The organism is Streptomyces sp. Tu 3180 (assembly GCF_009852415.1).
Classification (GTDB): domain Bacteria; phylum Actinomycetota; class Actinomycetes; order Streptomycetales; family Streptomycetaceae; genus Streptomyces.
This window is the reverse complement of sequence record NZ_WOXS01000002.1, coordinates 2,661,190-2,683,697: the sequence shown is the minus strand read 5'-3', so window position 1 is coordinate 2,683,697 and position 22,508 is coordinate 2,661,190. Positions and strand designations below refer to the sequence as shown.

The following is a 22,508-nucleotide window of genomic DNA, read 5'->3' as shown; positions in this document are numbered from 1 at the left end:
CGGGGCCTAGAGCTCCGCCAGCAACTCCGCCTTCTTCACGGAGAACTCCTCGTCCGTCACCAGCCCCGCCTGATGGAGTTCCCCCAGGTGACGGATGCGCTCGGCGATGTCCGCGGGGTCGCGGCGCGGTGCCGCGGCCACCGCGGGCACCGGCTCGCAGGTGCGCACCGCCGCCAGCACCGCGGCGGCGAACGGCAGCGACTCGTGCACCGGCCCGTAGCCGAGCCCGAACACCACGGCCGCCGGGTCCTGGTCGGCCTGCGTGGGAGGCGCCCCCGCGTCCCGGCGCAGCAGCCGCAGGTGTCCTTCGAACACCTCGGGCGACCGCCACTCCACGCCGCTCAACTCGCCGACGGGGAAGCGCTGGTCGCCGGCCTTCCACTTGGCCGACGAGGCTCCCGTCCAGAACCAGCGGAAGGACACCGACGTCCCGTCGAAGGAGGCCTTCCCGTCGTACGCCTTGAACTGGCGCGGCGTCCCGGGGGCTTCCACCAGGTGACGCTCGGCCGGCCCCGACTCGGTGAGCAGGCCGCGCAGTTCGTCGGCGTAGTACTCGGCCAGCGTCTCGCGTTCGGCGGGCAGCACCAGCCGGTACGGGTCGCTGCTCTCCTTCAACTGCCCGGCGGCGGCCTCCATGAGCGGATCGGCACCGGGCCGCGGCTCGACGCGCAGGACCACGGTGCCGCGCCTGCCGGGGGTCAGGGTCACCCCCTCGATCGCCTCGAGGGGTATGCGTCGTTCCCCGAGCGCCTGGAACAGCTTGGGTGTCCGGATCCCCCGTTCGTAACGGATGAGCACGGAGTCGGACTCGAACTCCCAGGCGGCATGAAATCCGGCCAGTACGTCACCCATGCGGCTCATCGTATGCGGCACGAGCTTCTTCGTCCTCTCCCCGCGCATACCGCAGTTTCTCCGCCTCTACGCGCGTCCGATGGTCGCCGTGCCGGACAAACCCGCCCGGCAGACGTCGTCCTCGTGGGCACAGGAGACCGCGCGGTATGCGCCAACGCCGATCTCGGCGAAGTTCCGCAGGCTGTCCGTGCCCGGTTCGAAATACCCGCCGTGCCCCTTCGCCTCCCGCGCCGACAGCACCCGCGCCCCGAACCCCGCGGCCACCGGGTCGGCCCCGTGCCCCAGCCCGCCGAGCTCCAGGTACGGCACGTCCTGGATCCAGTCGTCGGCGTCCCGCATCGCCCACACCCGCGCGGAGGTGTCCAGCTGGGAGGCCCTCTCGACCCGCATCCCGGGACTGCCGGCCACCGCTATGTCGGCCACCCGGCCCGGCAGCGAGGGCGCGGCGAGCCCGCACACCACGGAGCCGTAGCTGTGGCAGAACAGCGAGACCGGCGCCTTCCCGGGCAGTCCGCGCAGCATCGCGTTCAGCCGCGCCGCACCGTCCTCGGCGCGCATCGCCGTGGCCGCGTCCATGCCGAGACCGCTGGGGGCGGTGTAGTCGGCCCAGGCGATCACGGCGGTGCGGGTGGTGGGGTCGGCCTCGCGCTCGGCCGCGTACAGGGACCTGGCCATGCCGACGGGCGCGGCGTACCCGCGGTGCGTGCGCTGGAAGGTGAGCAGGTCCGTGTCGACCCCGGGGACGACGACCGAGACCCGGTCGGCCGTGCGCAGGTCGCCGAAGACCTCGGCGACCCGGCCCGAGCCCGACGGGTTGAAGGCGAGGATGCGCCGGCCGGGGCGCATCAGCGCCTCGAGGCGGTCCATCCGGCGGGCCGCCTGCCGCTGCCCCGCGGGCGTGAGGCGGCTGTCGTGCAGGCGTTTCAGCTCGACCTCGCGGGCCTGCCCCAGCGCGATGCGGTTGGCGCGGTAGCGCAGAGCGGCCGGCGCGCCGTTCATGTTGCCGACCGCGAGCGGATAGCGGTGGGCGAGGGCCGCCCGCTGCCCCTCGGTGAGGGAGGCGAAGAACCGGGCCAGCCGCGCGGGCGCCGACTGCGGGTCCGGCAGCCGGTGACCGGCTATGCGGCCCTTCCCCCAGGCGTCGAGCGACGCCTGGAGAGGGGGTGTCTCCCGCTGGTTGCGCAGCGCCGTCCAGCCGGTGGTCGTCAGCATCACGAAGACGACGGCGAGCGCGAGCAGCGCGCGCCAGACGTTCAGTTGCGGGGAGGTGTCGAAGGAAGTCACTGAAAGGACACACTAGGAGAACGAGAGGGTCTCGCGTGAACCAAGTGACCGGGATCACGTTTCAGTGTGTCGATCCAGGGATCAGCTCGTACGCCAGTTCTCCGCGAGCGCCGGGCCCAGCCGGTCCAGGTGGGTCGCCATCAGATCGCGCATGGCGTCGACGCTCAGGTCGTCCCCGGCCGACCACAGCCGTTCCGCCACCCGGACCACCCCGCCGAAGGCGGCCACCAGGATCCGCGGCCGGGGGTCGGTGTCCACGTCCAGCCCCTCGCGCCCGGCGACGATGCGCGCCAGCTCCTCCTCCAGCTCCGTCGCGCGCCGCAGGTGGGCGGCGAGCAGCGCCGGTGTCGACTCGATCACCCGGTAGACCCGCAGGTGCAGGTCGAGGGGCACGACCTGCTCGATGGTCGCGTTGATGCCGTCCCAGCTGTCCAGGACGGCCCGGCGCAGCGTCTCCAGCGGCGCCTCGCCCGGCGGGCGCCCCCGCACGGCCTCGACGACGTGCGACTCGGCCAGCCGCGGGACGAAGAACGCCACCTCCTCCTTGCTGGCGAAGTAGCGGAAGAAGGTGCGCTGCGAGACGTCGACGGCCGCGGCGATGTCGTCGACGGTCGTCCCCTCGTACCCGCGGGTGGCGAACAGCTCCAGTGCGGCCCGGACCAGCGCGTCCCGGGTGCGCTGCTTCTTGCGCTCCCGCAGACCCGGCCGCGGCGCCGCACCCGTGACGGTCCAGGCCGTCTCCATCGGTCCTCCCAGAACTGTTTCTCCTGATCAGGCTATAGGCGAGTGTCGTGTCAGTTACTGACTGGTGAATTGGTTTGTCAAGTGTCAGTGACTGTCACTAGCCTCGAAGGTATGACTAGTCAGACCACCATCGACGCGACGGGGCCGGGGGAAGAGGCACCGGCCGCCCCGTCGGGCGCGACACCGGGCAAGGGGCTGCGCGGGCACCCCTGGTTCACCCTGATCACCGTCGCCGTGGGGGTCATGATGGTGGCCCTCGACGGCACCATCGTGGCCATCGCCAACCCGGCCATCGGCGACGACCTGGACGCCAGCCTGTCGGAACTCCAGTGGATCACCAACGCCTACTTTCTCGCCCTCGCGGTCTCCCTGATCACCGCGGGCAAGCTCGGTGACCGCTTCGGCCACCGGCAGACCTTCCTCATAGGCGTGGCGGGCTTCGCCGCCTCGTCGGCCGCCATCGGGTTGTCCGACACGATCTCGATGGTCGTCGTCTTCCGCGTCTTCCAGGGCCTGTTCGGCGCCCTGCTGATGCCGGCCGCGCTCGGCCTGCTGCGGGCCACCTTCCCGGCCGAGAAGCTCAACATGGCCATCGGCATCTGGGGCATGGTGATCGGCGCCTCCACCGCGGGCGGCCCGATCCTCGGCGGTGTCCTCGTCGAGCACGTCAACTGGCAGTCGGTGTTCTTCATCAACGTGCCGGTCGGCGTCCTCGCCGTCGCCCTCGGCGCGTGGATCCTGCTGGACCACCGCGCGGAGAACGCCCCGCGCTCGTTCGACGTCCTCGGCATCGCCCTGCTGTCCGCCGCGATGTTCTGCCTCGTCTGGGCCCTGATCAAGGCTCCGGAGTGGGGCTGGGGCGACGCCAAGACCTGGGCGTTCATCGTCGCCTCGCTCGCCGGCTTCGGGCTCTTCTCCTTCTGGGAGACGAAGGTGAAGGAGCCGCTGATCCCGCTGGGCCTGTTCCGCTCCGTCCCGCTGTCCGCGGGTGTCGTGCTGATGGTCCTGATGGCCATCGCCTTCATGGGCGGCCTGTTCTTCGTCACCTTCTACCTGCAGAACGTGCACGGGATGAGCCCGATCGACGCCGGTCTGCACCTGCTGCCGCTCACCGGCATGATGATCGTCGGCTCCCCGCTCGCCGGCGCGATGATCACCAAGGTCGGCCCGCGCATCCCGCTGGCCGGCGGCATGGCCCTCACCGCGCTCGCCATGTACGGCATGTCGACGCTCGAGCAGGACACCGGCAGCGCCACGATGTCGCTCTGGTTCGCCCTGCTGGGCCTCGGCCTCGCGCCCGTCATGGTCGGCGCCACCGAAGTCATCGTCGGCAACGCGCCGTTGGAGCTGTCCGGCGTGGCCGGCGGTCTCCAGCAGGCCGCCATGCAGATCGGCGGCAGCCTCGGCACGGCGGTGCTGGGCGCGGTGATGGCCTCGAAGGTCGACAGCGACCTCGAGGGCAACTGGAAGGAGGCCGGGCTTCCGCCGCTCACCCCGGAACAGGCCGACCGGGCCGCCGAGGCCGTCCAGGTCGGTGCGGCGCCGGTGGCCGAGGGCACGCCCGGGGCGATCGCCGCGAAGATCACCGACGTCGCGCACGACACCTTCCTCTCCGGCATGAGCCTGGCGTCCCTGGTCGCCGCCGGAGTCGCCGTCGTCGCGGTGCTGGTCGCCCTCCTCACCAAGCGCGGCGAGAACGCGGAGGCCGGCGCGGGCGTCGGCCACATCTGACGCCTCGTCCGGCGCGCCCGGGGCCGAGTTCGCTCATCAGGGTGAACCCACGCGGTGATCCCTCCCGCCGGGAGGGCACCGCAGGTCACAGTGGGTCATGCCCTCCGCAGGGCACGGAGGACGGCGGCCGCGGCGCGCTGCCGGAGGGGGACAGCGCGTCCACCGCCGTCCACAAGGCGTGAATCCACGGCCGAAGCGGGGGTACCCGCCTTCACGACGAACCCCGGACATCCCCCAACCGACCAAGGGGTTCAGGGAGTTGATGATGGCGAGCTTCGGACACGGAACGCGCAGGCACCCCCGCTCACGTGGCCGGACGTGGTCACGGACCGGGCCGGATCGCGCGACGCTCGGAATCATCGGAGTCATCTGCGCGGTCGCCGGATTCTTCGTGCTGGGGATCATCCTCGGCCCCGCGGCGATCGTCTGCGGATGGCTCGCCATGGGCCGCGGCTGGGCGGGTCCCCGCCCGGCGACGGCCGTGGTCGCCCTCGTGCTGGGCGCCATCGACACGCTCCTGGCCCTCATCTGGCTGGCCGGAGCGACCCCCGGGTACGGCGTGTTCTGACCCGGGCACGGGCGAGGGCCTCCGGTGGGGCGCCGGGGGCCCTCGCTCATGCCGGTCCGCGCGGTGCCCCGGCGACCCGGTCCGCCGCCGACTCCCGCAGCGCCGCGACCTCCCCCCGCAGGGCCCGGACCTCCTCCGTCAGCGCCTCGATGGCCGCCGTCTGCCGGCGCTCCTCCTCGTCGTCCATCTCGAACCGCGCGATGAACCAGGCCGCGATGTTCGCGGTGACGACACCGAGCAGCGCGATCCCGGAGAGCATCAGCCCGATCGCCAGCATCCGCCCCAGCCCGGTGGTCGGCGCCATGTCGCCGTACCCCACGGTGGTCATCGTCGTGAACGCCCACCACACCGCGTCCCCCAGCGTGTGGATGGACGCCCCCGGCCGGCCCCGCTCCACCTCCAGCACGGCCAGCGCGCCGAAGACCAGCAGCCCCAGACAGCAGCCCGCGACGTACGTCGTGACCCGGATCTGCGACGCCAGCCGCGCCCGCTGCCCGGCGAGCAGCAGCAGCGACACCAGCCGGAGCAGCCGCAGCGGCTGGATCAGCGGCAGGACGACCGCGAGCAGCGCCAGCGGGTTGCCGCGCACGAAACGCATCCGGTCCTCGCTCAGCCACAGCCGGACGGCGTAGTCGAGGCTGAACGCGCCCCACACCCCCCAGTTCACGGCGTGGCAGGCGGTCAGCAGGGACCGCGGGGCGTCCGGGTCCACGATCGGGAGGGCGTAGGCGAGCGCGAAGAGGACGGCCAGCGCCATCAGGGGACTCTGGGTGCGCCGCTCCCAGCGGTCCAGTGCAGTCGGTTCGGCCATGGGGGCATCGTAGGAAACGCCGGACGGCGGCCCCGCGGGGCCGCCGTCCGGCGCCGGTCCGTGACCCGGGACGCCTACGCGTCGCCGCCCGCCACGCCCGGGTCGGCCGCGGAGACGTCGAGCAGCTGGTAGCGGTCGATGGCCTGCTTCAGCACGGACCGGTCGACCTTGCCCTCCCGGGCCAGCTCCGTCAGCACCGCCACCACGATCGACTGCGCGTCGATGTGGAAGAACCGCCGGGCCGCCCCGCGCGTGTCCGCGAAGCCGAAGCCGTCGGCGCCGAGCGACTGGTACGTCCCCGGCACCCAGCGCGCGATCTGGTCCGGCACCGACCGCATCCAGTCCGACACCGCCACCACCGGCCCCTGCGCCCCGGCGAGCTTGCGCGTCACGTACGGCACGCGCTGCTCCTCCTCCGGGTGCAGCAGGTTGTGCTCCTCGCAGGCCACCGCCTCGCGCCGCAGCTCGTTCCAGGAGGTCGCCGACCACACGTCGGCCCTGACGTCCCACTCCGCGGCGAGGATCCGCTGCGCCTCGATCGCCCAGGGCAGCGCGACGCCGGAGGCCAGGATCTGCGCCGGGAGGGAGCCCCCCGTGCCCTCGCCGAAGCGGTAGAGGCCCTTGACGATGCCCTCGACGTCCACGTTCGCGGGCTCGGCCGGGTGCTGGATGGGCTCGTTGTAGACGGTGAGGTAGTAGAAGACGTCCTCGCCGTGCGGGTGCTCGGCGTCGCCGCCGTACATCCGGCGCAGACCGTCCTGCACGATGTGCGCGATCTCGTACCCGAAGGCCGGGTCGTACGCGACGCAGGCCGGGTTGGTGGACGCCAGCAGCTGCGAGTGGCCGTCCGCGTGCTGGAGGCCCTCACCGGTCAGCGTGGTCCGTCCGGCGGTCGCGCCCAGCACGAACCCGCGCGCCAGCTGGTCGGCCATCTGCCAGAACTGGTCGCCGGTGCGCTGGAAGCCGAACATCGAGTAGAAGACGTACACCGGGATGAGGGGCTCGCCGTGCGTGGCGTACGCCGAGCCCGCGGCGATCAGCGAGGCCGTGCAGCCGGCCTCGGAGATGCCGTCGTGCAGCATCTGCCCGTTCGGCGCCTCCTTGTAGGCGAGCAGCAGCTCCCGGTCCACGGCCTCGTACTGCTGGCCCAGCGGGTTGTAGATCTTCGCGCTCGGGAAGAAGGAGTCCATGCCGAACGTGCGGTACTCGTCCGGCGCGATCAGCACGAACCGCTTGCCGATCTCCTTGTCCCGCATGAGGTCCTTGAGGAGCCGGACGAACGCCATGGTCGTCGCGATGGACTGCTGGCCCGAGCCCTTCTTCACGGTCGCGTACGCCTTGTCGTCCGGCAGGGCGAGCGGCTCGGAGCGCACCACGCGCGTGGGCACGTAACCGCCGAGCGACCTGCGGCGGTCGTGCATGTACTGCATCTCCTCCGAGTCCCGGCCCGGGTGGTAGTACGGCGGCGGGCCGGACTCGAGGTCCTTGTCGGAGATCGGCAGGTGCAGCCGGTCGCGGAAGCGCTTGAGGTCCTCGACCGTCAGCTTCTTCATCTGGTGCGTGGCGTTGCGGCCCTCGAAGTTCGGGCCCAGCGTCCAGCCCTTGACCGTCTTGGCGAGGATGACCGTCGGCTGGCCCTTGTGCTCCACCGCCGCCTTGTACGCCGCGTAGATCTTGCGGTGGTCGTGGCCGCCGCGGCCCAGCATGAGGATCTGGTGGTCGGTCATGTTCTCGACCATCGCGCGCAGCCGGTGGTCGTCGCCGAAGAAGTGGTTGCGGATGTAGGCGCCGGACTCGGTGGCGTACGTCTGGAACTGGCCGTCCGGCGTGGTGTTCATCTTGTTCACCAGCACGCCGTCCCGGTCCTGGGCGAGCAGCGGGTCCCAGGTGCGGTCCCAGACCAGCTTGATGACGTTCCAGCCGGCGCCCCGGAAGATCGACTCCAGCTCCTGGATGATCTTGCCGTTGCCGCGCACCGGGCCGTCCAGGCGCTGCAGGTTGCAGTTGACGACGAAGGTGAGGTTGTCCAGGCCCTCGCGGGCGGCCAGGGACAGCTGGCCCAGCGACTCCGGCTCGTCCATCTCGCCGTCGCCGAGGAACGCCCACACGTGCGACCTGGAGGTGTCCGCGATGCCGCGCGCGTGCATGTAGCGGTTCATCCGCGCCTGGTAGATCGCGCCGATCGGGCCGAGACCCATCGACACGGTCGGGAACTCCCAGAAGTCCGGCATCGACCGCGGGTGCGGGTACGACGACAGGGCGTAGGGGGCCTTCGACTTCTCCTGCCGGAAGCCGTCCAGGTGCCGCTCGCCCAGCCGGTCCAGCAGGAACGCGCGGGCGTAGATGCCCGGGGAGGCGTGCCCCTGGAAGAAGACCTGGTCGCCGCCGTCCCCCTCGTCCTTGCCGCGGAAGAAGTGGTTGAAGCCCACGTCGTACAGCGACGCGGAGGACGCGAAGGTGGCGATGTGGCCGCCGACCCCGATGCCGGGCCGCTGCGCGCGCGAGACCATCACCGCGGCGTTCCAGCGGGTCGCGTTGAGGATCCTGCGCTCGATCTCCTCGTTGCCCGGGAAGAACGGCTCCGCGCGCGTGGGGATCGTGTTGACGTAGTCCGTGCTGCGCATCTCGGGCACGGCCACGCGCTTGGCGCGGGCCCGCTCGATCAGCCGCAGCATCAGGTAGCGGGCCCGCTCCCGGCCGCGCTCGTCGACGGCGGCGTCGAGGGAGTCGAGCCACTCCTGGGTTTCCTCGGGGTCGAAGTCAGGAACCTGACTCGGAAGGCCGCCAATGATGATCGGGTTGCGATCGGATGCGGAAGCCACGCTGTTCCTTACCTGTCAGAGGGCCGTGAGAGGGCCGCTGCTTCACTGATACGGCCGGGTTTGCGCCGCTCCCATGGTCCACCCCGGGACCGCAAACGTCATCTTTACCGTGGGGTAACCCGGATATGGTCCGGGTGCGGTGCGGTGGCGCAGGGGTGACGCGGAGGCGGATGCCTGGGAGTCCCCTACCCGTGGACGTACATTCGACTCTCGTTCCCGCAGACGGTTCCCAAACGTCCAAAGCGGGCACAAAGGTGTGGTGTGCGTCACTGTGGACCATGATGGTGTGCCTGGAGTTGCGGTGACCCGGTCGGGATCGTCACCGTTTCGGCGGTCTGGACGGCCGGGTACTTGCGCGATCCGTCCCGCCCGTGTGGACTACGGCCAATGCTTCGCGCACGCGCGTGGCTGAGTTATTCCCAAGACATGATCAGGAGGCAACCCGTGAGCGCGACCGCGGACCACGCGGAGGAGCGGACGAACCCTGCCGCCAGGCTGGGGTTCCAGCCCGGGCAGGTGGTCCAGGAGATCGGCTACGACGACGACGTCGACCAGGAGCTCCGCGAGGCCATCGAAGGCGTCATCGAGAGCGACCTGGTCGACGAGGAGTACGACGACGTGGCCGACGCCGTTGTGCTGTGGTTCCGTGACGACGACGGCGACCTGACGGATGCGCTGGTGGATGCCACCACGTACATCGAAGAGGGCGGCGCGATCCTGCTGCTCACGCCGAAGACCGGCCGTTCGGGGTATGTGGAGCCGAGTGACATCTCGGAAGCCGCCACCACGGCAGGTCTGACGGCGTCCAAGAGTGTCAGCGTGGGCAAGGACTGGAGCGGCAGCCGTCTGGCGACGCCGAAGGCCGCGAAGTCCAAGCGGTAGATCACACTCCCGGACGGGCCGGCCCCTCGTGCGTCGGCCCGTCCGTCGGCCTGCCGTGCCCCCTGCGTAGGGTGTTCCGAGCGAACCACCCTCCGAAGGGATGAACACGACGATGGCGATCCAGGTCGGCGACACGGCCCCCGACTTCGAGCTCAGGGACAACCACGGCGCCACCGTGAAGTTGTCCGACTTCCGGGGACGGAAGAACGTGGTGGTGCTCTTCTACCCGTTCGCCTTCACCGGCGTGTGCACCGGTGAGCTGTGCGAGGTCCGCGACAACCTGCCGCAGTTCTCCGACCGCGACACCCAGGTGCTCGCCGTCTCCAACGACTCCATCCACACCCTGCGCGTCTTCGCCGAGCAGGAGGGCCTGGAGTACCCGTTGCTCAGCGACTTCTGGCCGCACGGCGACGTCTCGCGCGCGTACGGCGTCTTCGACGAGGGCAAGGGCTGCGCCGTGCGCGGGACCTTCATCATCGACAAGGAGGGCGTCGTGCGCTGGACCGTCGTCAACGGCCTGCCGGACGCCCGTGACCTGAGCGAGTACGTCAAGGCGCTCGACACCCTGTGATTGTTCCCTTCCAGGGCCTGCGGACGCCGGGAACCCCTCACTAGGATCGACTCGTTGATCCGACATCCAACGCACTACGGGGCACCCCGCCCCTGGACACCAATGGAGGACTCGTGGGAGTCAGCCTCAGCAAGGGCGGCAACGTATCGCTGACCAAGGAGGCGCCGGGCCTGACCGCGGTCATCGTCGGACTGGGGTGGGACGTCCGCACCACGACCGGCACCGACTTCGACCTGGACGCCAGCGCGCTGCTGCTGAACAACTCGGGCAAGGTCGCCAGCGACCAGCACTTCATCTTCTTCAACAACCTCAAGAGCCCGGACGGCTCCGTCGAGCACACCGGTGACAACCTCACCGGTGAGGGCGAGGGCGACGACGAGCAGATCAAGGTCAACCTCGCGACCGTCCCGGCCGACGTCGAGAAGATCGTCTTCCCGGTCTCGATCTACGACGCCGAGAACCGCCAGCAGTCCTTCGGCCAGGTGCGCAACGCGTTCATCCGCGTCGTCAACCAGGCCGGCGGCGCCGAGATCGCGCGCTACGACCTGTCGGAGGACGCGTCCACCGAGACCGCCATGGTCTTCGGTGAGCTGTACCGGCACGGCGCGGAGTGGAAGTTCCGCGCCATCGGCCAGGGCTACGCCTCGGGCCTGCGCGGCATCGCGCAGGACTTCGGCGTGAACGTCTGAGACGGCCGCGTCCCGGGCGGACACCGCCCGAACCCGGCCTCGCACGGCCGTACTGTCCGGCGCCGCACGGTTTACGTGCGGCGCCGGACGCGCAGGACCACCTGAGAAACACCACCTGGGGAGGGACCAGCATCATGGGTGTCACGCTCGCCAAGGGGGGCAACGTCTCCCTGTCCAAGGCCGCACCGAACCTCACGCAGGTGATGGTCGGGCTCGGCTGGGACGCGCGCTCCACCACCGGAGCCCCCTTCGACCTCGACGCCAGCGCGCTGATGTGCAGCGGCGGCCGGGTCATGGGGGACGAGTGGTTCGTCTTCTACAACCAGCTCAAGAGCCCGGACGGTTCGGTGGAGCACACCGGTGACAACCTCACCGGCGAGGGCGACGGCGACGACGAGTCCCTGCTGGTCGACCTGGTCAAGGTGCCGGCCCAGTGCGACAAGATCGTCTTCCCGGTCTCCATCCACATGGCCGACGAGCGCGGCCAGACCTTCGGTCAGGTCAGCAACGCCTTCATCCGCGTGGTCAACCAGGCCGACGGCCAGGAGCTCGCCCGCTACGACCTCAGCGAGGACGCCTCCACCGAAACCGCGATGATCTTCGGCGAGCTCTACCGCTACCAGGGCGAGTGGAAGTTCCGTGCGGTGGGTCAGGGGTACGCGTCGGGACTGCGGGGCATCGCTCTAGACTTCGGAGTCAACGTTTCGTAAAGCCGACTACGGCAGCGGGGGAGACCCGTTAACACACCTGGGGTAGCCAGTGGTTCTGAAAACCTTCGGCTGGTCGTTCGCGGTCACCGCGCTCGGCCTGGTCGCAGCGGTTCTCTTCGGGGGGTGGACCGCCTTCGGCATCGTGGCGATCCTTTCCATCCTCGAGATCTCGCTGTCCTTCGACAACGCGGTGGTCAACGCCGGCATCCTGAAGAAGATGAATGCCTTCTGGCAGAAGATCTTCCTCACCATCGGCATTCTGATCGCCGTCTTCGGCATGCGGCTGGTCTTCCCCGTCGTGATCGTCGCCGTCAGTGCCCAGCTCGGCCCGATCGAGGCGGTCGACCTCGCGCTCAGTGACAAGGACCGCTACCAGGAACTCGTCACCGACGCCCACCCGGCGATCGCCGCGTTCGGTGGCATGTTCCTGCTGATGATCTTCCTCGACTTCATCTTCGAGGACCGGGACATCAAGTGGCTCGGCCGGCTGGAGCGCCCGCTGGCCAAGCTCGGCAAGGTCGACATGCTGTCGGTCTGCATCGCGCTGATCTTCCTGATGATCTCCGCCATGGCCTTCGCCACCCACGCCCACCAGCACGGCGGCGCGCACGTCGACAAGTCCTCCACCGTCCTGCTCGCCGGCGTCGCGGGCCTGATCACCTACATGATCGTGGGCGGCCTCTCCGGCTACTTCGAGGACAAGCTCGAGGAGGAGGAGGAACGCGAGCACGAGCAGGAGGAGCAGGCCGAGCGCTCCGGCAAGCCCCGCTCGGCGGTGGCCCTGGCCGGCAAGGCCGCGTTCTTCATGTTCCTCTACCTGGAGGTCCTGGACGCCTCCTTCTCCTTCGACGGCGTGATCGGCGCCTTCGCCATCACCAACGACATCGTGCTGATGGCGCTCGGCCTGGGCATCGGCGCCATGTACGTGCGGTCGCTGACGGTGTACCTGGTCCGCCAGGGCACCCTGGACGACTACGTCTACCTGGAGCACGGCGCGCACTACGCCATCGGCGCCCTGGCGATGATCCTGCTGGTCACCATCCGGTACGAGATCAACGAGATCATCACCGGCCTCATCGGCGTGGTCCTGATCGGCGCCTCCTTCTGGTCCTCCGTCCGCCGCAACAGGGCACTGGCGGCGGCCGAGGGCAGGACGGGCGGGAAGACCGAGGTCTCCTCCGGGGTGTGACACCCTTCCGGGTGAGGAACGCTCTCGACGGGGCGGCCACCGAGGACCACTCCTCGGGGCCGCCCCGTCGGCCGTCCGGGACCCGCGGGTCCCGGACGGCCGGAACGGGGTGTGCGGGGTCCGACGACTGGATGATGGGGCGGGAATGGGTTTCCTGGACGGACTGTGGCGCGGACGCGAGAGCGCCTTCGACTCGGGCAACGCGGCCACCAACGCCATCGAGCTGACCAAACGGCACGCACAGGTGTCCCTGACCAAGCAGGGCGCGGCCACCGGCCACCTGCGGATCAACCTGAGCTGGCGGATGCGCACCTCCGACCTGGGCGGATCCCAGCGGGAGAGCCTGCTGCGCCACCCCCTCAAGGCGCTCAAGCCGCCGGAGGTCGTCGGCCACAGCCAGAGCATGGTCAACGTCGACCTCGACCTCGGCTGCCTGTACGAGCTCCAGGACGGCACCAAGGGCGTCGTCCAGCCCCTCGGCGGCTTCCTCGGCGACGTCAACGCCCCGCCGTACGTCAAGCTCAGCGGCGACGACCGGTTCGGCTCGGGCTCCGGGGAGACGATCTACGTCAACCTGGACCACCGCGAGAACATCAAACGCCTGCTGGTCTTCGCCTACATCTACGACCAGACGCCCGCCTTCGACCGTACCCAGGCCATGGTCACGCTCTACCCCAGCAACGGCCCGCGGATCGAGATCGGGCTCGACGAGCGCCACCCGCAGGCCCGCTCCTGCGCGGTGGTGATGATCGAGAACGTCAAGAACGAGATCCTGGTCCGCCGCGAGGTGAAGTTCGTGTACGGGTTCCAGGCGGAACTGGACCGGCTGTACGGGTGGGGACTGCAGTGGGGCAGGGGCTACAAGACCAAGGCCGAGCGGTGAGGGGCCCCGGCCGCCCGCCCCGGCCGGATTCCGGACGGGACGGGTCCGCCGCCGTCCGGGGGGACGGGTCCGCTACCGCCCGATGAACTGCGGCCCCTGCGGCGGGAGCCGGAAGTCGGGGTCCGGGGCGGAGGCGGCCGGCGGCGGGAAGCCGTACCCGGACGGCGCGCCCGGCGCGGCGGCCGTGGCCGGCGCCTGCGGATAGCCGTAGGCGGGCCGGCCGGCCGGATGCGGGTAGCCGTAGGCCGGCCGGGCCGCCGCGGGCTGCTGCGGCGGGTAGCCGTACGCGGGCTGCGCGGGCACCCCCGCCGGCTGCTCGGGCGGCAGCGGCCGGGACACCTCGGGGGCCGGTGGCACGACCGGGGCGTGCGGCTGGGTCGGTGCCTCCGGAGGCGTGCGGTCCGGAGCCTGGACCTGCGTCTGCGCCGTCGCGGGCGGCTGCTGGGTGACGTCGGCGGCCTCGGGCTCCTGCGCGGCCTCCGACTCGTCCACCGAGATGCCGAAGTCGGTCGCCAGGCCCCTCAGCCCGTTCGAATAGCCCTCGCCGAGCGCCCGGAACTTCCAGCCGTCCCCGCGGCGGTACAGCTCACCGCAGATCAGCGCGGTCTCCTGGCCCGTCTCCGGCTTGACGTCGAAGTGCGCCAGCGCCTCCCCGTCGGCCGCCTGCGCGTCGTACAGCAGGATGCGCAGCGCCCGTACGCGGTCGAAGGGGACGCCGTCCGCCGAGGCGACCAGGAGAATCCGTCCGACGCCGGGCTCGACACCGGCGAGATCTGTCTGGATCGTGTCGGTCAGGCCCTCGGTGACGCGCTTCTTGCCGAGGCGCCACACCTTCCCGGAGGGGTGCCGGGGCTGGTTGTAGAAGACGAAGTCCTCGTCGGAGCGTACGCGATCGTCGGGGCCGAGGAGCAGCGCGGAGGCGTCGACGTCCGGCACCCCCTGCCCGGGCGACCAGCGCAGTACGGCACGTACCGTGGTGGCTTCCAGAGGGATGTTCGACCCCTTCAGCATCGCGTGCGTCATACGGTCATCCTGCCTTCTCCGTCCTGGTCACGACAATGCGGGGCATGGGAGGCGACACAGCAGGGTTACCTGATGTTCACGGCCGGTGGGAACCTCCGACATTGATATCTACGTACTATTACCGGCCACCTTCTTGCATTCCACGGATCGCCCAGAAGCCACGGGGGAGTTCAATGCGTCATTTCGGGCACATCGCCCCTGCGGTGCGGAAACGTCTCTTCTACCGGGAGCCGAGCGTGTTCACGCCGGACTCCCCGGCCAGGCTGCTCTCCGCGGCCCTCGGCGCCACCCTCTACAGCCCCGCGACCCGGCCCCGGCTCGCCGACGACATCGTCAAGCAGGGCGGACGCGGCGTGGTCTCGATGGTGCTGTGCCTGGAGGACTCCATCGACGACGCGGACGTGAGCGCCGGCGAGGAGAACCTCGTCCGCCAGTTCACGGACCTGGCCGGACGGCCCGGAGCCGACCTGCCGCTGCTGTTCGTCCGGGTCCGCTTCCCCGGCCAGATCCCCGACCTCGTCCGGCGCCTCGGCCCCGCCGTCCGGCTGCTGTCCGGGTTCGTCCTGCCGAAGTTCACCGCGGAACGCGGCCTGCCGTTCCTGGAGGCGCTGACCACCGCCGAGGCCGCCGCCGGCCGCCGCCTCTTCGCCATGCCGGTGCTGGAGTCGCCCGAGCTGCTGTACCGCGAGTCGCGCGTGGCGACCCTGGAGGGCATCTACCGCGTGGTCGACAAGTACCGCGACCGGATCCTCGCGCTGCGCCTCGGCGTGACCGACTTCTGCTCCTCCTACGGGCTGCGCAGGGGCCCCGACATGACGGCGTACGACATCCAGGTCGTCGCCTCCGTGATCGCCGACGTGGTGAACATGCTGGGCCGGGCCGACGGCACCGGGTTCACCGTGACCGGGCCGGTCTGGGAGTACTTCCGGGTCCAGGAGCGCATGTTCAAGCCGCAGCTGCGGCAGAGCCCCTTCCTGGAGGTGCAGGCCGTGGAGCTGCGCGAGACGCTGATCGAGCACGCCATGGACGGCCTGCTGCGCGAGATCTCCCTCGACCAGGCCAACGGCCTGCTGGGCAAGACCTGCATCCACCCCTCGCACGTGCTGCCGGTGCACGCGCTGTCCGTCGTCAGCCACGAGGAGTTCAGCGACGCCCAGGACATCCTGCGGCCGGAACGCGGCGGTGGGGGTGTACTGAGGTCGGCCTACACGAACAAGATGAACGAGGTGAAGCCGCACCGGGCCTGGGCCGAGCGGACGCTGCTGCGCGCCGAGGTCTTCGGCGTGGCGAACGAGGACACCGGCTTCGTGGAGCTGCTCGCGGCGGGTCTGGCGGAGTGAGCGCGACCGTACGAACCGGAACGACCGCAGGGAATCCATGGAGAAGGCAGTGAACGAGGGGGAGCGGCGAACGGTGCGCGACGCGGCGGCACGGACCGGCGGCGACGTCTGGTCGGGGAGCTGGGTCGCGGAGCGGCTCGGGGTCGAGCTGGTCGGGGACGACCGGCTCACCGAGCTGCTCGGGCTGGCGCTGCGCCGCAACCCCAAGCGGGCGCACCTGCTGGTGTCCCACGTCCTCGGCAAGCACGTGCCCCAGTCGCCGTCCGTCGTGTACGGCCACGGCTTCGCGCTCGGCCGCCGGGTGCGCGAGCTGCTGGGCGACGAGGCGGCCCGGGCGGTCGTCCTCGGGTACGCGGAGACCGCGACCGGCCTCGGCCACTCGGTCGCCGACGGGCTGGGCCTCGCGCCCTACCTGCACTCCACCCGCCGCCCGGTCCCCGGGGTCGCCGCCGCCGGGGGCTTCGAGGAGTCCCACTCCCACGCGACCTCCCACCTGCTGCTCCCCGAGGACCCCAAGCTGCTGGCCGGGGACGGCCCGCTGGTCCTGGTCGACGACGAGTTCTCCACCGGCAACACGGTGCTGAACACCATCCGCGACCTGCACGCCCGCCATCCGCGGCGCCGCTACGTCGTGGTCGCCCTGGTCGACATGCGCTCGCCCGCCGACGCCGGCCGGCTGCAGGACTTCGCCCGCGGGATCGGCGCCCGCGTCGACCTGGTGGCGACCGTCTCGGGCACGGTCCGGCTGCCGGAGGACGTCCTGGAGAAGGGGCGGGAACTGGTGGCCCGGCACGAGGCGGAGTCCGGCGCCGGGGCGACCGGGGACGCCGACGCCACCGCCGCCGGGCGGATCACGCGGGTCGAGCCGGGGTGGCCCCGCGGGCTGCCCGACGGCGGACGGCACGGCTTCACGCCCGCCCACCGCGCCCGCCTGGAGAGCGCCCTGCCCGCCATGGCCGCCCGGCTCGCCGAGGCGCTGCCCGACGGCGCCCGCCGGGTGCTCGTCCTCGGCTTCGAGGAGCTGATGTACGCGCCGCTCCGGCTCGCCCGCGAGCTGGAACTGGTGACCGACGCCGAGGTGCGCTTCTCCACCACCACCCGCTCGCCCGTCCTGGCCGTGGACGACCCCGGCTACGCGATACGCACCCGGCTGGTCTTCCCCGCCCACGACGACCCCGCCGACGGCCCCGGCGAGCGCTACGCCTACAACGTCGCCGGTGCCGGCTTCGACACCGTCGTCGCCGTCGTCGACTCGGCCGCCGACACCCCCGCGCTGCACGCCCCCGGCGGCCTGCTCGCCCGGCTCGCCGCGCACACCCCTCAGGTCCTCCTCGCGGTCGTACCGTCGTACGTACCCGCACCCCCGGAGGCACCGGACGCACCAGACGCATCGGACGCCCCCGAAAGGCCCGCCACCATGCTGCCCGAGCCCCTCCGCGGCCCCGCCTTCTCCTCGTACCCGCCCGAGGAGGTCGGCTGGCTGCTGCAGGACCTCTCGGACGTGACCCTGGAGGCGCCGACCGAGGAGCGCGAGGAGGCCATCCAGAGCGGCGGCGCCCACTACGCGGAGTCGCTGCCGGTGGAGTACCAGCCGAGCGAGCAGTACCAGGAGCTGTTCCACGCGGCCCTGGACGCCTCGGCGGCCCGCCTCGCCCACGCGGTGGGCGTGGTCACCGAGACGGTGCTGGCCGAGCGGTCCCCCCGCCCGGTGCTCGTCTCCCTGGCCCGCGCGGGCACCCCCGTCGGCGTCCTGATGCGCCGCTGGGCGCAGCACCGGCACGGCCTCGACCTCCCCCACTACGCCGTCTCCATCGTCCGCGGCCGGGGCATCGACGCCAACGCGCTGCGCTGGCTGGCCGCCCACCACGACCCCCGGGACGTCGTCTTCGTCGACGGCTGGACCGGCAAGGGCGCCATCACCCGCGAACTCGCGCAGGCTGTCGCGGAGTTCGAGAAGGCCGAGGGCGTCACCGGCTTCGACCCGGAGATCGCGGTCCTGGCCGACCCCGGCTCCTGCGTACGGACCTACGGCACCCGCGAGGACTACCTGATCCCCTCCGCCTGCCTCAACTCGACGGTCTCCGGACTGATCTCGCGCACCGTGCTCCGCGCCGACCTGGTCGGCCCGCACGACTTCCACGGCGCCAAGTTCTACCGCGAACTCGCCGGCGCGGACGTCTCGGTGGCCTTCCTGGACGCCGTCTCCGCCCGCTTCCCGGAGGTCGCGGACGCGGCCTGCGCCCAGGCCAAGGAACTGCTCGCCACCGACCGCACCCCCACCTGGGAGGGCTGGGCCGCGGTCGAACGCATCAGCGAGGAGTACGGCATCCACGACGTGAACCTCGTCAAGCCCGGCGTCGGCGAGACCACCCGGGTGCTGCTGCGCCGCGTGCCCTGGAAGGTGCTGGCGCGGGCCGGAGCCGGCAGCGACCTCGACCACGTCCGCCTGCTCGCCGAGCAGCGGGGCGTCCCCGTCGAGGAGGTCGCCGACCTCCCCTACACCTGCGTCGGACTGATCCACCCCCGGTTCACCCGGGGCGCGACCGGCGCCGACGGCAAGGCGGTGACGCTCTGATGCCCGTCCTCGTCGCCAGCGACCTCGACCGCACGCTCATCTACTCCGCCGCCGCCCTCGCCCTGACCATGCCGGACGCCCGGGCGCCCCGGCTGCTGTGCGTGGAGGTCCACGAGAGCAAGCCCCTGTCCTACATGACGGAGACGGCGGCCCAGCTCCTCACCGACCTCGGCGACACCGCCGTCTTCGTGCCGACGACGACCCGCACCCGCAAGCAGTACCAGCGCATCAACCTCCCCGGTCCGGCGCCGGCCTACGCGATCTGCGCCAACGGCGGCCACCTCCTGGTCGACGGCGAGTCCGACCGGGACTGGCACGCACGGGTGCTCGCCCGCCTGGCCGACGAGTGCGCCCCGCTGTCCGAGGTGCAGGAACACCTGCTGCGGACCGCCGACCCGGTCTGGGTGCGCAAGCACCGCGTCGCCGAGGACCTCTTCGCCTACCTCGTCGTCGAGCGGGAACTGCTGCGCGAGGAGTGGGTGAAGGAACTCGCGGTGTGGGCGGAGAACCGCGGCTGGACGGTGTCCCTGCAGGGCCGCAAGATCTACGCCGTGCCGGGGCCCCTCACCAAGAGCGCGGCCGTGCGCGAGGTCGCCCGCCGCACCGGCGCCGACCTCACCCTCGCCGCCGGCGACTCCCTCCTGGACGCCGACCTGCTCCTCGCCGCGGACCAGGGCTGGCGCCCCGGCCACGGCGAACTGGCCGACGCCGACTGGACGGCCCCCGCGATCAGGGCCCTGCCCGAACGCGGTGTCCTGGCCGGCGAGCGGATCCTGCGCGAGTTCCTCCGGGCGGCGCGCTCGGCCGGCTGACCGCGGGACACCCGGTGCGCCCCGCCCGGGCGGCGTCACCGGGGCGGGGGCGGGGCGGCCCGCCCTCAGCGCCTTCGTCCCCGGTCGGTGAGCCCGTACGGGTCCGTGACGCGGAGCCGGCGGGTGGGGTGGTCCTCCTCGGGGAGGCCCGACGGACGGGTCTCCCGCGCGTTGCCCCGCGCGTCGCGCCGCCGGCGTCCGGCCCCCGGTCGCCGCAGCCGCATGACCACGAACACCAGCACCGCCAGCGCGGCCGCACCGAGGACCACCTTCGAGTACGCCGAGACGACGGACGTGACCTGCTCCCAGTTGTCGCCCAGGACGTAGCCCGCCAGCACGAACGCGGTGTTCCAGATCGCGCTGCCCAGCGTGGTCAGACCGAGGAACACCGGAAGCCGCATGCGCTCCACGCCGGCCGGCACCGATATGAGACTGCGGAAGATCGGAATCATCCGGCCGAAGAACACCGCCTTGGTCCCGTGCCGCAGGAACCAGGCCTCCGTCTTCTCGATGTCCGAGACCTTCACCAGCGGCAGCCGCCCCGCGATCGCCACCGTCCGCTCCCGGCCGAGCAGCGCACCCACCCCGTACAGGGCGAGCGCGCCGATCACCGACCCCGCCGTCGTCCACAGCAGCACGGCGAGCAGACCCATCCGCCCACTGCTCGCGGCGAAACCGGCCAGCGGCAGGATCACCTCGCTGGGCAGGGGAGGGAAGAGGTTCTCCAGCGCGATGGCGAGACCGGCCCCGGGGGCGCCCATGGCGTCCATGAGGTCGTTGACCCACTGCGGTCCGGCGCTCCCGTCCGCGGCCGCCGTGATCGTGTGCGCTGCGATGGCTGTCATGCCCGCCACGCTAGAGAACCGGAGCTGAAGGAACGCTGAGGAAAGCCGCACGATGCGCTGCGGTCCTCCACAGCCGCAATTGCGGTTTTCCGCAGTGTGCCCGCATGCCGCGTCCGACTAGCCTCGCGATCATGCGAGACATGGTGCGGCGCGTGGTGCGGTGCGCGGTGGGGCTGATGTGGGGCGCCGCCGCGGCCGTCGTCGAGCTGCTCTACACGGTTGTGGCCGGCCTGCTCCTGCTGCCCGTCGTGGCCTGGCCGCGCGGCCGCCGCACCGTGCTCCGCCCGGTCCTCGCGGGCGCGCGGAGACTGACGGAGCCGGAGCGCGCCCGGCTGCGGATCTGGCTGGGGGTGCGCACCTCGCCCGCGTACGAGGACACACAGGCCCTGGGGTACCTGGCCTGCCGCTGGGCGCTGGGCGCACTGGGCGCGGTGGTGATGCTCTCGGTGGCGATCGGCCTCGGGTACGGCACGTCCTGGGCGTACCTCTGGCTGCTGGTCGACGACGTACGGAACACCGCGTCGATCGTCTACACGTCCCTCGGCGGCCTCTTCCTGCTCTTCCTCGCCGTGCAGGGGATGCTGGCCGTGGCCGAACTGGAGGGAAAGCTGGCCCACCGCCTGCTCGGGCCCCGTCACCAGGAGGAGCTGGAGCGGCGCATCGCCGAGCTGTCCGCGAGCCGCGCGGCCGTGGTCGACGCGGTGAACGACGAGCGGCGCCGCATCGAGCGGGACCTGCACGACGGGGTGCAGCAACGCCTGGTCGCGCTCGGCATGCTGCTCGGCCGCGCCCTGCGCAGCGAGGACCCCGACCGCGCGGACCGGCTGCTGCGCCAGGCCCACGAGGAGAGCCGGCAGGCCCTGGACGACCTGCGTGAGGTGGCGTGGCGGATCTACCCCACCACCCTGGACGAGGCGGGACTGCGGGCGGCGCTGGAGACGGTCGCCGAGCGGGCGTCCGTTCCGGTGAGGGTGGAGTACGGGCTCACCGGGGAGCCCGGGCGGGCCGTGGCGACCGTCGTCTACTTCGTCGTCTGCGAGGCCGTCACCAACGCGGTGAAGCACGCGGCGCCGACCCGGATAGTCGTCGCCGTCGGATCGGAGGAGGGAGCGTTGCGGGTGAGCGTGCAGGACGACGGCCGGGGCGGGGCGGACGCGGCGGGCAGCGGGTTGTTCGGGCTCGCCCGGCGGGTCGCCGCCCTCGACGGACGACTGGAGGTCCGCAGTCCGCCGGGCGGACCGACCCTGGTGACCGCGGAGCTGCCGTGCGTGTGATCCTGGCCGAGGACTCCACCCTGCTGAGAGAGGGCCTGGTGCGGCTGCTGGCGGAGGAGGGGCACGAGGTGCTCGCCGCCGTCGGCAACGCGGAGCTGCTGCTGAGGGCCGTCGAGGAGGACCCGCCGGACGTGGTGGTCGCCGATGTGCGGATGCCGCCCACCCACACCGACGAAGGGCTGCGCGCGGCACTGGAGATCCGCCGTCGCCGGCCGGCGGTGGGGGTGCTGGTGCTCTCCCAGTACGTGGAGAAGCGGTACGCGACGGAGCTGCTGACCGGCGAGTCGGAGGGGGTCGGCTATCTGCTCAAGGACCGCGTCGTCCAGGTCGACGAGTTCCTGGACGCCCTGGAGCGGGTGGCCGACGGGCGCGCCGCCTTCGACCCGGAGGTCGTGCGGCAGCTCCTCGGCCGCACGACCCACACCGACCCGCTCGCCCGCCTCACCGCACGGGAGCACGCGGTCCTGGCCGAGATGGCGCAGGGGCACACCAACGCGGCCATCGCGCGGCGGCTGCACATCTCGCAGAGCGCGGTGGAGAAGCACACCAACGCGATCTTCGACAAGCTCGGGCTGGCGGGAGGGGGTGAGGGCTACTCCCGCAGGGTGCTGGCGGTGCTGCGCTACCTGGGGAGCTGACCCGCCGGCCGGCGGGTTCGGACGTCAGCCGCAGCAGCCGCCGCCGCAGCAGCCGCCGCCCCCGCCGCCCGCGCGGGGAGCCGGGGCCGGGGCGGAGCCGGTGCCGGCCACCGCGACCGTGGACAGGAGCTTCACCGTGTCGTCGTGGCCCGCCGGGCAGGACGCGGGGGCGGAGGACTCGGCCATGGGACGGCTCAGTTCGAAGGTGTCGCCGCAGGTCCGGCAGCGGTACTCGTAGCGAGGCATGAGCACAGGTTAACCGGCT

At 71.6% G+C, this 22,508-nt stretch carries 21 protein-coding genes; 13 read left to right on the top strand and 8 right to left on the bottom strand.

What is annotated here, in order from left to right:
* Window positions 1-6: 6 nt before the first annotated feature.
* The 3 genes from GL259_RS13035 to GL259_RS13025 all read right to left on the bottom strand — a co-directional run bounded on the left by GL259_RS13035 (window position 7) and on the right by GL259_RS13025 (window position 2,880).
* The gene (locus GL259_RS13035; protein WP_159532311.1) at window positions 7-852 is read right to left on the bottom strand and encodes a DUF4429 domain-containing protein; all 846 of its coding nucleotides are present in this window, start codon (window positions 850-852) and stop codon (window positions 7-9) included.
* Between the two features lie 66 nt (window positions 853-918).
* On the bottom strand, window positions 919-2,136 hold the full coding sequence (locus tag GL259_RS13030; protein ID WP_159532309.1) for an alpha/beta hydrolase: 1,218 nt from the start codon (window positions 2,134-2,136) through the stop codon (window positions 919-921).
* A gap of 81 nt (window positions 2,137-2,217) precedes the next feature.
* The gene (locus GL259_RS13025) at window positions 2,218-2,880 is read right to left on the bottom strand and encodes a TetR family transcriptional regulator (protein WP_159532307.1); all 663 of its coding nucleotides are present in this window, start codon (window positions 2,878-2,880) and stop codon (window positions 2,218-2,220) included.
* 111 nt (window positions 2,881-2,991) lie between these two features.
* Here GL259_RS13025 and GL259_RS13020 point away from each other — a divergent pair, with 111 nt between their 5' ends.
* Together GL259_RS13020 and GL259_RS13015 are read left to right on the top strand one after the other, a co-directional pair.
* Window positions 2,992-4,611 (top strand): MFS transporter, encoded by a 1,620-nt coding sequence (locus tag GL259_RS13020; RefSeq protein ID WP_159532305.1) that lies wholly within the window; start codon window positions 2,992-2,994, stop codon window positions 4,609-4,611.
* 262 nt (window positions 4,612-4,873) lie between these two features.
* The gene (locus GL259_RS13015; protein WP_159532303.1) at window positions 4,874-5,179 is read left to right on the top strand and encodes a small hydrophobic protein; all 306 of its coding nucleotides are present in this window, start codon (window positions 4,874-4,876) and stop codon (window positions 5,177-5,179) included.
* A 46-nt stretch (window positions 5,180-5,225) separates the two neighbouring features.
* On the opposite strand, the gene GL259_RS13010 is transcribed toward GL259_RS13015, so the two are convergent.
* Both GL259_RS13010 and aceE read right to left on the bottom strand, forming a co-directional pair.
* Entirely contained in the window at window positions 5,226-5,990 is a 765-nt protein-coding gene (locus tag GL259_RS13010) for a potassium channel family protein (RefSeq protein WP_159532301.1), read from the bottom strand.
* A 74-nt stretch (window positions 5,991-6,064) separates the two neighbouring features.
* Entirely contained in the window at window positions 6,065-8,812 is a 2,748-nt protein-coding gene (aceE, locus tag GL259_RS13005) for a pyruvate dehydrogenase (acetyl-transferring), homodimeric type (protein WP_159532300.1), read from the bottom strand.
* A 444-nt stretch (window positions 8,813-9,256) separates the two neighbouring features.
* On the opposite strand from aceE, the gene GL259_RS13000 reads away from it, so the two are divergent.
* The 6 genes from GL259_RS13000 to GL259_RS12975 all read left to right on the top strand — a co-directional run bounded on the left by GL259_RS13000 (window position 9,257) and on the right by GL259_RS12975 (window position 13,736).
* Window positions 9,257-9,694: a DUF3052 domain-containing protein gene (locus GL259_RS13000; RefSeq protein ID WP_166461481.1), complete on the top strand. Its 438-nt coding sequence runs from the start codon at window positions 9,257-9,259 to the stop codon at window positions 9,692-9,694.
* Window positions 9,695-9,806: 112 nt separating this feature from the next.
* On the top strand, window positions 9,807-10,265 hold the full coding sequence (locus tag GL259_RS12995; RefSeq protein WP_159538603.1) for a peroxiredoxin: 459 nt from the start codon (window positions 9,807-9,809) through the stop codon (window positions 10,263-10,265).
* Between the two features lie 113 nt (window positions 10,266-10,378).
* Window positions 10,379-10,954, top strand: a complete 576-nt coding sequence (locus tag GL259_RS12990) for a calcium homeostasis/redox stress adaptation protein (protein WP_159532298.1) — start codon at window positions 10,379-10,381, stop codon at window positions 10,952-10,954.
* A gap of 134 nt (window positions 10,955-11,088) precedes the next feature.
* Window positions 11,089-11,664 (top strand): TerD family protein, encoded by a 576-nt coding sequence (locus GL259_RS12985; protein WP_159532297.1) that lies wholly within the window; start codon window positions 11,089-11,091, stop codon window positions 11,662-11,664.
* Window positions 11,665-11,713: 49 nt separating this feature from the next.
* On the top strand, window positions 11,714-12,853 hold the full coding sequence (locus tag GL259_RS12980; RefSeq protein ID WP_159532296.1) for a DUF475 domain-containing protein: 1,140 nt from the start codon (window positions 11,714-11,716) through the stop codon (window positions 12,851-12,853).
* Window positions 12,854-12,998: 145 nt separating this feature from the next.
* On the top strand, window positions 12,999-13,736 hold the full coding sequence (locus GL259_RS12975; protein WP_159532294.1) for a Tellurium resistance: 738 nt from the start codon (window positions 12,999-13,001) through the stop codon (window positions 13,734-13,736).
* Window positions 13,737-13,808: 72 nt separating this feature from the next.
* Here the strand turns inward: GL259_RS12975 and GL259_RS12970 are convergent, their stop codons facing one another.
* Window positions 13,809-14,759, bottom strand: coding sequence for a TerD family protein (locus GL259_RS12970; protein ID WP_159532292.1), 951 nt, complete (start codon window positions 14,757-14,759; stop codon window positions 13,809-13,811).
* Between the two features lie 173 nt (window positions 14,760-14,932).
* Here GL259_RS12970 and GL259_RS12965 point away from each other — a divergent pair, with 173 nt between their 5' ends.
* The 3 genes from GL259_RS12965 to GL259_RS12955 are packed head-to-tail and all read left to right on the top strand — an operon-like array spanning window position 14,933 to window position 19,486.
* Window positions 14,933-16,099 carry an HpcH/HpaI aldolase/citrate lyase family protein gene (locus tag GL259_RS12965; protein WP_159532290.1) on the top strand — a complete coding sequence of 389 codons (1,167 nt, stop codon included), beginning with the start codon at window positions 14,933-14,935 and terminating at the stop codon, window positions 16,097-16,099.
* Between the two features lie 37 nt (window positions 16,100-16,136).
* A complete protein-coding gene (locus tag GL259_RS12960) occupies window positions 16,137-18,674 on the top strand; it encodes a phosphoribosyltransferase (RefSeq protein WP_243762294.1) in 2,538 nt (845 codons plus the stop codon).
* Window positions 18,674-19,486 (top strand): HAD family hydrolase, encoded by an 813-nt coding sequence (locus GL259_RS12955; RefSeq protein ID WP_159532288.1) that lies wholly within the window; start codon window positions 18,674-18,676, stop codon window positions 19,484-19,486. The genes GL259_RS12960 and GL259_RS12955 overlap by 1 nt, the downstream gene beginning before the upstream one ends.
* Window positions 19,487-19,551: 65 nt before the next feature.
* Here GL259_RS12955 and GL259_RS12950 read toward each other — a convergent pair whose 3' ends face one another.
* The gene (locus GL259_RS12950) at window positions 19,552-20,331 is read right to left on the bottom strand and encodes a DedA family protein (RefSeq protein ID WP_243762293.1); all 780 of its coding nucleotides are present in this window, start codon (window positions 20,329-20,331) and stop codon (window positions 19,552-19,554) included.
* 131 nt (window positions 20,332-20,462) lie between these two features.
* Here GL259_RS12950 and GL259_RS12945 point away from each other — a divergent pair, with 131 nt between their 5' ends.
* Together GL259_RS12945 and GL259_RS12940 are read left to right on the top strand one after the other, a co-directional pair.
* Complete coding sequence (locus GL259_RS12945; protein WP_208026467.1) at window positions 20,463-21,605, top strand: sensor histidine kinase; 1,143 nt, start codon at window positions 20,463-20,465, stop codon at window positions 21,603-21,605.
* Window positions 21,596-22,243 (top strand): response regulator transcription factor, encoded by a 648-nt coding sequence (locus GL259_RS12940; protein WP_166461480.1) that lies wholly within the window; start codon window positions 21,596-21,598, stop codon window positions 22,241-22,243. Before GL259_RS12945 ends, GL259_RS12940 begins: the two co-directional genes overlap by 10 nt.
* 24 nt (window positions 22,244-22,267) lie before the next feature.
* On the opposite strand, the gene GL259_RS12935 is transcribed toward GL259_RS12940, so the two are convergent.
* Entirely contained in the window at window positions 22,268-22,489 is a 222-nt protein-coding gene (locus tag GL259_RS12935; RefSeq protein WP_159532286.1) for a zinc ribbon domain-containing protein, read from the bottom strand.
* Window positions 22,490-22,508 lie beyond the last annotated feature (19 nt).